At 63.0% G+C, this 8,724-nt stretch carries 8 protein-coding genes; 1 reads left to right on the forward strand and 7 read right to left on the reverse strand.

Translation table 11 applies throughout. The features are described 5' to 3' along the window. Nucleotides 1-269 precede the first annotated feature (269 nt). Nucleotides 270-878, forward strand: coding sequence for a hypothetical protein (locus EOA75_RS23990; protein ID WP_095801316.1), 609 nt, complete (start codon nucleotides 270-272; stop codon nucleotides 876-878). A gap of 108 nt (nucleotides 879-986) precedes the next feature. Here EOA75_RS23990 and EOA75_RS23995 read toward each other — a convergent pair whose 3' ends face one another. From EOA75_RS23995 to EOA75_RS24035, 7 genes are all read right to left on the reverse strand, one after another. Then, a complete protein-coding gene (locus EOA75_RS23995; RefSeq protein WP_164747527.1) occupies nucleotides 987-2,546 on the reverse strand; it encodes a DEAD/DEAH box helicase in 1,560 nt (519 codons plus the stop codon). Nucleotides 2,547-2,737: 191 nt separating this feature from the next. Further along, nucleotides 2,738-3,511 (reverse strand): NAD kinase, encoded by a 774-nt coding sequence (locus tag EOA75_RS24000; protein WP_067321550.1) that lies wholly within the window; start codon nucleotides 3,509-3,511, stop codon nucleotides 2,738-2,740. Nucleotides 3,512-3,933: 422 nt separating this feature from the next. Beyond that, nucleotides 3,934-4,695, reverse strand: coding sequence for an MBL fold metallo-hydrolase (locus EOA75_RS24010; protein WP_127325336.1), 762 nt, complete (start codon nucleotides 4,693-4,695; stop codon nucleotides 3,934-3,936). 4 nt (nucleotides 4,696-4,699) lie between these two features. After that, the gene (locus EOA75_RS35810) at nucleotides 4,700-5,899 is read right to left on the reverse strand and encodes an ATP-binding cassette domain-containing protein (protein ID WP_348628677.1); all 1,200 of its coding nucleotides are present in this window, start codon (nucleotides 5,897-5,899) and stop codon (nucleotides 4,700-4,702) included. Next, nucleotides 5,896-6,678, reverse strand: a complete 783-nt coding sequence (locus EOA75_RS24025) for an ABC transporter permease (RefSeq protein ID WP_095783289.1) — start codon at nucleotides 6,676-6,678, stop codon at nucleotides 5,896-5,898. The genes EOA75_RS35810 and EOA75_RS24025 overlap by 4 nt, the downstream gene beginning before the upstream one ends. A gap of 2 nt (nucleotides 6,679-6,680) precedes the next feature. Then, entirely contained in the window at nucleotides 6,681-7,526 is an 846-nt protein-coding gene (locus EOA75_RS24030; protein ID WP_067321534.1) for an ABC transporter permease, read from the reverse strand. A gap of 7 nt (nucleotides 7,527-7,533) precedes the next feature. Next, nucleotides 7,534-8,607 (reverse strand): spermidine/putrescine ABC transporter substrate-binding protein, encoded by a 1,074-nt coding sequence (locus EOA75_RS24035; RefSeq protein WP_127241911.1) that lies wholly within the window; start codon nucleotides 8,605-8,607, stop codon nucleotides 7,534-7,536. Nucleotides 8,608-8,724: the final 117 nt, after the last annotated feature.

The raw sequence follows: 8,724 nt of genomic DNA on the forward strand, positions 1-8,724 counted from the left end.
GCGCGCCCACTGGACGTTCGTCAGTTCGTACCGTTTGGCCATCCGTCGCGCTCCGAATCAGAACCCTCGGAACACAATGAATCAACGCCAAACCGCGTTGAGAATCCTGAATGTAGATTGGACCTAGTTCTAATTGATGCCTTTCCATCGCCTTGGAAAGGACTAGCATCGACGCTGTCCAGCGGGGACGAGGCGGTACAACCGGCCGCGCAATCAGCATTTTTCCGCCTCGGTCTTGCACGGCCAGTTCAAGAATCTGGGAGGAATGCATGACAAGAACGACTCGCCTTGGGCGCTGCGGCGTCCTCGTTTTAACTGGCCTCTTGGGCGCATGGGTTGGAGCCGCCACGGCCCGGGCCGAAGACGCCAACAAGGCCGACATCGAAGCTCTGAAAAAATCGCTGGCCAAATATGAGGACTACACGGCCGCCGTTCGCGACCTCTATCTGTCGACCGTCGGCTGCGTCTATTACTCGGGCGAGAAGATTCCGGGCACGATGGAATATCCGAAGGGCGCCATGGGCATCCATTTCGTCAACGTTCCGAGCGTCGGCCAGAAGCTCGACCCGATGAAGCCCAACGTGCTCATTTACGAGCCGACCAAGGAAGGCTTGAAATTGGTCGGCGTAGAATGGCTGGTGCCCTTGACCCCGGATGTCAAGGAACCACCGAGCCTATTTGGCCAGAAATTCATGGGTCCGATGGAGGGGCATTATCCGCTCATCCCGAAGGAGTTCGTCCATTACGATCTTCACGCCTGGCTGTTCAGGGACAATCCGAACGGCATGTTCAGCCCGACGAACCCGAAGGTGAAATGCAGCAACGCCGAGTTTCCGATGCTGGAGAAGCCGACCAAGATGATGCCCGGGCCGATGTAGGCAGCAGCAGGACAATCCCGGCAAAGCGCTTGTATCCTTCAAGCGAAGCGGCAGTAGAGGAACGGCCCCATTCGGGGCCGCCTCGTTGTTGCCGACGCGGTATTGAGGTCAGACCTTCGCGACGATGCGCATGAACGCGGGCACGTCATCGCCGAAGCCGACGGTCGCGTCGTCCTCTTCATGGCGGTGGCGGCCAGGGCGGCTGTGGTCGCGCTGAGGACGGGAAGCCCCACGCTGCTCGTTGCGGTTGTCGAAACCCTTGCGGTCGTTCTCGGAACGGATCGCATCCTTGCGGGCGCGGCGCTCGGCAATGTCGGCAATCTCGGCCACCGGCTGCTCTTCGCGTGGTGTCTCCGGCGTCTCGTCGTCGCTGTGCCTGGCGTGGCGGTCCGCGCTTTTCTTGCGCTCGCCACGGCTCTTGCGGTCCTCGTCCTTGCGACCGGCGCGCCGCGGCGCGCCGCGGCCACGGCGAGGCGCTTCTTCGTCTTCGCTCTCGGCGACCGTTGACAGGTCGCCGTCATGCCATTCGATCTTGGTGCCAATCAGCTTTTCGATGGCGTCGACATATTTGGTGTCGGAGCGCGTCGCGATGGTGAAGGATTTTCCGGAGCGGCCGGCCCGGCCGGTGCGCCCGATACGGTGGACATAATCCTCTGCATGGATCGGCACGTCGTAGTTGAAGACGTGGCTGACGTCTGGAATATCGAGGCCGCGGGCGGCGACGTCCGAGGCGACGAGGTAACGCAGCTTGCCATCGCGGAAATTGGCAAGCATCTGCATGCGGGCGCGCTGATCCATGTCGCCATGCAGCGCGCCGGCGTCGAAATCATGCTTCAGCAGCGAGCGGAAAAGCTCCGACACTTCGACCTTGCGGTTGCAGAAGATGATGGCGTTCTTCAGATCGGACTCTTCGGCCCGCATGAGATTGCGAAGCGTCTCGCGCTTGTCCCACGGCTTGGAGCCTGACTTCACCAGGCGCTGCGTGATGCTGGTCGCGGTGGAAGCGGCTCTGGATACCTCGACGCGCACCGGCGCATGCAGGAATTTTTCGGTGAGCTTGGTGATTTCCGGCGGCATGGTCGCCGAGAAGAACAGCGTCTGGCGCGTGAACGGGATCATCTCGCAGATGCGCTCGATATCCGGGATGAAGCCCATATCGAGCATGCGGTCGGCTTCGTCGATGACGAGGATCTCCACGCCGTTGAGCAAGAGCTTGCCGCGCTCGCGGTGGTCGAGCAGCCGGCCGGGCGTGGCGATCAGCACATCGGCGCCGCGCTCCAGCTTCTTGTCCTGCTCCTCGAAGGAGACGCCGCCGATCAGCAGCGCGATGTTGAGCTTGTGGTTCTTGCCGTATTTGACGAAGTTTTCCTCGACCTGGGCGGCGAGCTCGCGTGTCGGCTCGAGGATCAGCGTGCGCGGCATGCGGGCACGCGCACGGCCCTTTTCCAGCCGGGTCAGCATCGGCAGCACGAAGGAAGCGGTCTTGCCGGTGCCTGTCTGGGCAATGCCCAACACATCCTTGCCAAGCAGCGCATGCGGAATGGCGCCGGACTGGATCGGGGTAGGCTTGGTGTAGCCGGCATCGGTGACTGCGGAGAGGACCTTCGGCGACAGGCCGAGGTCTGTGAACGTCAACGCTTCTTGAGCGGTCTGAGTGTCTGCGGACAAGTTGTGGCTGTCTTTGGCTGGTTCGGGAAAAATCGCAACACGCGTTGCGGCGGGCGCCGCGCGCCTGCAAGATCGGGTTGCAGTTAGGCGCAAGTCCGCGATTTGTCAACAGAAACGGCCGGGAATCCGGCGGATTGTGAACACGTAACCTTAATTGCGATGCTTAATCGGGGTTATTGTCTTCTACCGGCTCAATAGCGGAATTGCTCGGCAAGAATACGCTCGTTCCATGAATGATTGGGATCGAACAGCAACGTCGCCGTCGCGGTCGGCGATTCCCGCACCGTGACAGAGGCGATCGCCTTGACCTCGGTGTGGTCGGCGGCGGCGTTCACCGGGCGTTTTTCCGACTCCAATATGTCGAAGCGCACGATCGCTTTGTTGGAGAGCAGCGCGCCGCGCCAGCGCCGGGGCCGGAAGGGGCTCACCGGCGTCAGCGCCAAAAGCGGCGCGTCAAGCGGAAGGATCGGCCCGTGCGCCGACAGATTGTAGGCTGTCGAACCAGCTGGCGTCGCGATCATGACGCCGTCGCAGTTCAATTCCTCCAGCCGCACCTGCTCGTCGACGGTGATGCGTATTTTCGCCGTCTGATACGACTGGCGCCAAAGTGCCACTTCGTTGATCGCCAGCGCCGAGATCGTTTCGCCCTCGTGAGTCACCGCCTGCATCTCCAGCGGGCGGATCGTCTCGGATACCGCTTTCGAAATGCGTTCATCGAGACCGCCGGCGCGATATTCGTTCATCAGGAAGCCGATGGTGCCACGGTTCATCCCGTAGACCTTCTTGCCCGTGCTCATCGTGTCGCGCAGCGTCTGCAGCAGGAAGCCGTCACCGCCGAGCGCGATGATGATCTCCGCCTCGGCGACAGGTATTTGCCCATAGCGCGCCGACAAGGTTTCCAGCGCCGCGCGGGCGTCGTCGGTGTCGGAAGAGACGAAGGCGAAACGGCTGGTTTCTTTGCTCATGGATCCCGAACGGCGACCGCTACCGCCTGCCGGTCGCGCAGGCGACGGCGTAGCATGCGCCGACCGCATCTGCAAAGGGCGGTGCGCCCCGCCATGCGGATAGGCGTTGGCGCTCGCGCTTCGTGACAGCCATGCAACGAATGTGATGGCTGTAATGGTTAAGACCAGGCTTAAACACTCGTAAAGCCGGATCGATCATGTTAGCCGGCAGTGGATGGGTTGGCGGGGGCTGGCCAGTCGAGAGACCTGTCTATTGCCGGTGACGCGTCTGATCATAGTCTTCCTGATGATGGGAAGTTTCGCCCTCATGTTCGCCGAGCTTGTGCGCCACTCGGAGGAGATGAGCCAGCGGCCGCATCCGACGGCCTCCCGCTGCGGCGACGCCGCCGGGATGCCCTGTCCGCAAAGGGCGCTTTAAAGCGCTAGCGGTTCTGCAGCAGGTGACAGCCCGCCTGCCGCTTCTGCGCGAGATACTCGTCGATCACCTGGCGGTAGCGCACCTTGCCGAAGCTCGGGAAATGGCCGCCATGCACGACCGAGACGTCGAGGTCGCGCATGGCAAGCAGCGTCTCGACATAGTCGCCGATATCGGAGTGGTAGACGCCGTCGATCAGCGGCCCGTCATAGACGATGTCGCCGGACAAGAGGATGCGGGTCTTTCGCTCGTAGAGCGCGATGCCGCCGGGTGAGTGGCCAGGCGTGTGGATGACCTCGAAGGCACGATCGCCGAGATCGACAACGTCGCCCTGCTCAAGCAGCCGGTTGGCCGGCGCAGGCGGGATGCGGTAGCTGGCCATATCCCATCCGTCGGGCATGCCGTCGAACATCTCGTCTGTCGCGTAGCGGTCGGCGACCGTCCACTCGTTGCGCGGATCCGCGAGGATTTTGGCTTCAGCCGAATGCACGCAGCGATCCGGAAATTCGTGGTGGCAGCCGATGTGGTCGAAATGCGTGTGGCTGGCGACGCAGACAAGCTTGCGTTCGGTGACCAGCGGCACATGGCGCCGCAGGCTGACATGGCCGAGGCCGGTATCGAACAAAAGATCGCGGTCGCGGCCGCGCACATGCCAGATGTTGCAGCGGAAGAACGGCTTTATCCATGGCTCATGGATGAGCGTGACGTCGTCGCCCATGCGGATGGCCTCGTACCAGTCCGGAGCCTCGATGACCGGAAGCATGCTCATTGGATCAGTCCGCCAGCAGGATGATGTCTTGAGCATTGCATGAAACCGCGACCGTGTCGCCGGCCTGGACGGTCGCGGGAGCTGGTGCCTTGGCGATGAACTGCAATGTAGGATCCTGCGCCGAGGTGGCGAGCACCCGCTTGAAGCTCCCTTGGAAAACGACGTCGCTCACTTTGGCGGTGCCGAGCGCGACGTCGCCTTTCGCTCCCGCAAGGATGAGGTGCTCGGGCCGGATGGCAAGCGCCACAGCCGCGCCAGCCGGCGCAGTGCCGGGCAGCGAGATCGGCCCGAGCCTGGTCGCGACTTCGACGCGTCCATCCTGCGTTTCGCCGGCTTTGCCTGCGAGAATCGTGCTTTCGCCCATGAAGGTCGCCGAGAAGCGAGTCTTCGGCCGCGCATAGACCCGCTCGGGCGCGCCTTCGTCCTCGATGCGCCCATCATTCATCACCACGCAATGGTCGGCCAGCGCCATCGCTTCTTCCTGGTCGTGCGTGACATGGACGAAAGCGGTGCCGACCCGCTTCTGGATCGCTTTCAACTCGTCCTGCATCTGCCGGCGCAGCTTAAGATCCAGCGCGCCGAGCGGCTCGTCGAGCAACAGCACCGCCGGCTCGATGACCAGCGCGCGCGCCAGCGCGACGCGCCGGCGCTGGCCACCGGAGAGCTGGTGCGGCTTCTTGTCGGAGGAGTCTGCAAGCCCGACGAAGGCGCGCCCGAGCGGCTCGTCGAGCAACAGCACCGCCGGCTCGATGACCAGCGCGCGCGCCAGCGCGACGCGCTGGCGCTGGCCACCGGAGAGCTGGTGCGGCTTCTTGTCGGAGGAGTCTGCAAGCCCGACGAGGGCGAGCGCTTCGCGTGCCTTTGCCGTCCGCGTCGCGCCATCGACGCCCTGCATGCGCAGCCCGAAGCCGACATTCTTACCGACGCTCATATGCGGGAACAGCGCGTAGTCCTGGAAGACGGTCGTCGTCGGGCGCTTGGCCGGCGGCACGGCGGTGCAATCCGCGCCGCGAATGAACACCTCGCCTTCGCTGGGGGTGACGAAGCCGCCAAGGATCGAAAGCAGCGTCGTCTTGCCGGAGCCGGACGGGCCGAGGAGGATCGTGTAGCTGCCGGGCTCGATCGCGAGCGAGACGTTCTTCAAAACGGCGAGGAGGCCGAAACGATGCGAGACGTTGCGGATGTCGACCAATGGGGCGCTCATGCCGGCTTTCTCCGCAGCAGGGTCAATTCGAACAGCACCACGAGCACAATCGAGACCGCAAAGACCAGCGAGCCGACGGCATTGGTCTTGGGATTGAGGCCGGAGCGCAAGAGGTTCCAGATCTCGACCGGGAGCGTCGTCTCGAATCGAGTGAGCAGGAAGGAGATGACGAACTCGTCCCAGGAGAAGGTCATCGACAGGAAGAAGCCGGCGAAGATCGCCGGCGCCATGACCGGCACGGTGATCATCAGCAGCACCTTCCATTCGGGAGCGCCGAGGTCGCGCGCGGCGCGCTCGATGTTGATCTGGTGGTCGCCCATCTGGCTGTAGATGATGGCGAAGCAGAGCGGCAGGTTGATCACCACATGACCGATGCCGGCGGCGATGAGCGATTTCGGCACGCCGGCCCAGTTGAACAGCACCAGCAGCCCCATGCCGATGATCAGATAGCTGACGGTGAGCGGCAGCGTGATCAGCCCGCGCAGCAGGGCCGAGCCCGGCAGCACGAAGCGCGCGAAACCCCAGGCGGAAAGGAAGCCGAGCGTGACGGATGCGAGCGAGGACAGCACCGCCACCAGCAGCGAATTGACCAGCGCGGAGGTGAGGCGTGCATCGGACAGCACCGCCTGGTACCAGCGCAGCGACGGGCCGGTGAAAGGCGGGATGGGGAAAGAGGTCGCCTGCAGCGAGAACAGTATCAGCACGACCACCGGCAGGAAGATGAAGCCGTAGACGGCGATCGCGTAGAGCCAGGCAGCGAGGCGGACGGCAGCACGCATGGTCAAGCCCGCTCGATCTTCAGCCAGCGGGCGCAGGCGAGATAGGCGACGGTGACGACGGCCATCAGGATGATCGAAAGCGCCGAGGCCAGCGGAAAATCGCCGCGCCGGCCGATCTGCATCATGACCAGTTGCGGCATGAGCAGCTCGTTGTTGCCGCCGAGGATCTGCGGCGTGATGTAGTCGCCGATGCAGAGTACGAAGGTGAGGAAAGCCCCGACCATGATACCGGGCAGGGTCAGCGGCAGCACGACATGCAGGAAGGTCCGCACCGGCCCGGCACCGAGGTCGGCGGCCGCCTTGCGATAGCTCGGGCTGAGTTGTTTCAGATTGGCGAAGATGGTGAGCGTCAGCAGCATGACGAAGAAGTGGACGAAGCCGGTGACGGTAGCGAACCGAGTGTTCGCAAGCTGCAGCGGCTCCGCGACCAAGCCGATGCCGGTGAGCGCCCGATTGATGACGCCGTTCTGCGCCAGCACGAGCAGCCAGGAATAGGAGCGCACGACGTAAGACGTCCAGAACGGCAGCACGGCGAGCATCAGTGCCAATCGCTGCCAGCGCTCCGGTACTTGTTCGGCGAGGATCCAGGCGAATGGGTAGGCGAGCACGATCGAAATCACGGTGACGATTGCGGTCACCTGCAGCGAGTTCACCATCGCCCGCCAGTAGGATGGATCGGTGAAGAACTGGCTGTAATTGGCCAAAGTGAAGCCGCCGCCTTCATGCGCCGTCAGGCTCGACAATCCCATGGCAACGAAGGGCAGCACGAAGAACAGAAGCGTCCAAGCCAACGCCGGCGTGACCAGCGCCCAGGGCAGGGCACGCGGGCTACCTCCGGAACCGCTCATCGGCCGATTACTGTGCCTGCAGCATTTCGGTCCACATGTCCTGCATCTTCTTGTCGAGATCGGCGTTCGGCGCCGGATAGGCCTGGGCGCGGGCGAGAAAGCCGGGCTGCTCGTCGAAGCGCAGGATCTTCTTCTGCTCGTCGGTGAGCGCTGCCTTCTTGTTGGACGGCATGCCCCAGTAGCAGGAGGAGGTGGCAAGGCGCGCCTGGCCTTCCGGGCTCAGGATGTACTGAATGAATTTTAGCGCCATGTCCTTGTTCTTGGATTCCTTGAACATGGCAAGCGATTGCGACCACAGCACCGCGCCTTCCTTGGGGATCGAGAAGTCGAGCGCCGGGTTTTCCTTGGCGAGCCCCGCCGTCACCCACTCGCCGCCGCCGACAAGGACATCCACCTCGCCGGTCGCAAGCGCGGTCTGGCTGGCGGTGACTTCCCCGACCAGCTTGGCGTTGGCCTTCATCTTGAGCAGCTCGGCCTTGAGAGCGGGCAGGTCTGCCTCGGTGAGGTCGGCCGTCTTCTTGCCGATCGCCAGAGCCGCCATGCCGATGACCGGCAGGTAATAGTCGTAGATCGCGATCTTGCCCTTGTATTTGTCGCTGGTCAGCGAAGCCAGCGACTGCATGTCGGCCGGATCGACCTTGGTCTTGTTGAAGCCGATCGTGTTGTAGCCGAACTTTTCGGTGATGCCGTAGCGCTTGCCGTCGACCACGGTGGACTTGTCCATCTTCACTTCCGGAAAGAGGTCGGCGAAAGGCAGCTTGTCCTCCGGCAGCGGCTCGAACAGGCCTTTCTCGACACCGCGCGGTACGTCGATGGAATCGATCACCATCACGTCCCAATCGCCCGGCTGCGACTGATCGACGATCGCGAGCCCTGCGCCTGTGCCCTCGAATTCCTTGACGTTGACCTTGACGTTGTTGGCCTCCTCGAAGGGCTGCAGCAGCGCCGGATCGGAGTGGTCGCACCAGATCAGCGCGTTGAGATCGGCGGCCTGAGCGCCGCCAGCGGCGAGCAGTGCCACAGCAGCGCAGGCGGCTCCGAGACGGGACTTCAGGCTGGAAAGCGGATTCCGGACAGTCATCGAGTGTTCTCCCTGCCTTGCTGGCTTGTTGAGGAAAAGTTGAACCAATTCTAAAATTGAGTCAATTATGATTTTGTGGCAGAGAGGCCGATATGACCGGATTGCGCGCACGGCAGA

Origin of the sequence: Mesorhizobium sp. M1A.F.Ca.IN.022.07.1.1 (assembly GCF_003997575.1) — a bacterium.
GTDB lineage: Bacteria > Pseudomonadota > Alphaproteobacteria > Rhizobiales > Rhizobiaceae > Mesorhizobium.

Excerpts from the sequence above, each read along its gene's own strand:
- EOA75_RS24000 (WP_067321550.1), bottom strand. The coding sequence starts at position 3,511 with ATGAGCAAAGAAACCAGCCGTTTCGCCTTCGTCTCTTCCGACACCGAC.
- EOA75_RS24010 (WP_127325336.1), bottom strand. The coding sequence starts at position 4,695 with ATGAGCATGCTTCCGGTCATCGAGGCTCCGGACTGGTACGAGGCCATC.
- EOA75_RS24025 (WP_095783289.1), bottom strand. The coding sequence starts at position 6,678 with ATGCGTGCTGCCGTCCGCCTCGCTGCCTGGCTCTACGCGATCGCCGTC.
- EOA75_RS24030 (WP_067321534.1), bottom strand. The coding sequence starts at position 7,526 with ATGAGCGGTTCCGGAGGTAGCCCGCGTGCCCTGCCCTGGGCGCTGGTC.
- EOA75_RS23990 (WP_095801316.1), top strand. The coding sequence starts at position 270 with ATGACAAGAACGACTCGCCTTGGGCGCTGCGGCGTCCTCGTTTTAACT.
- EOA75_RS35810 (WP_348628677.1), bottom strand. The coding sequence starts at position 5,899 with ATGAGCGCCCCATTGGTCGACATCCGCAACGTCTCGCATCGTTTCGGC.
- EOA75_RS24035 (WP_127241911.1), bottom strand. The coding sequence starts at position 8,607 with ATGACTGTCCGGAATCCGCTTTCCAGCCTGAAGTCCCGTCTCGGAGCC.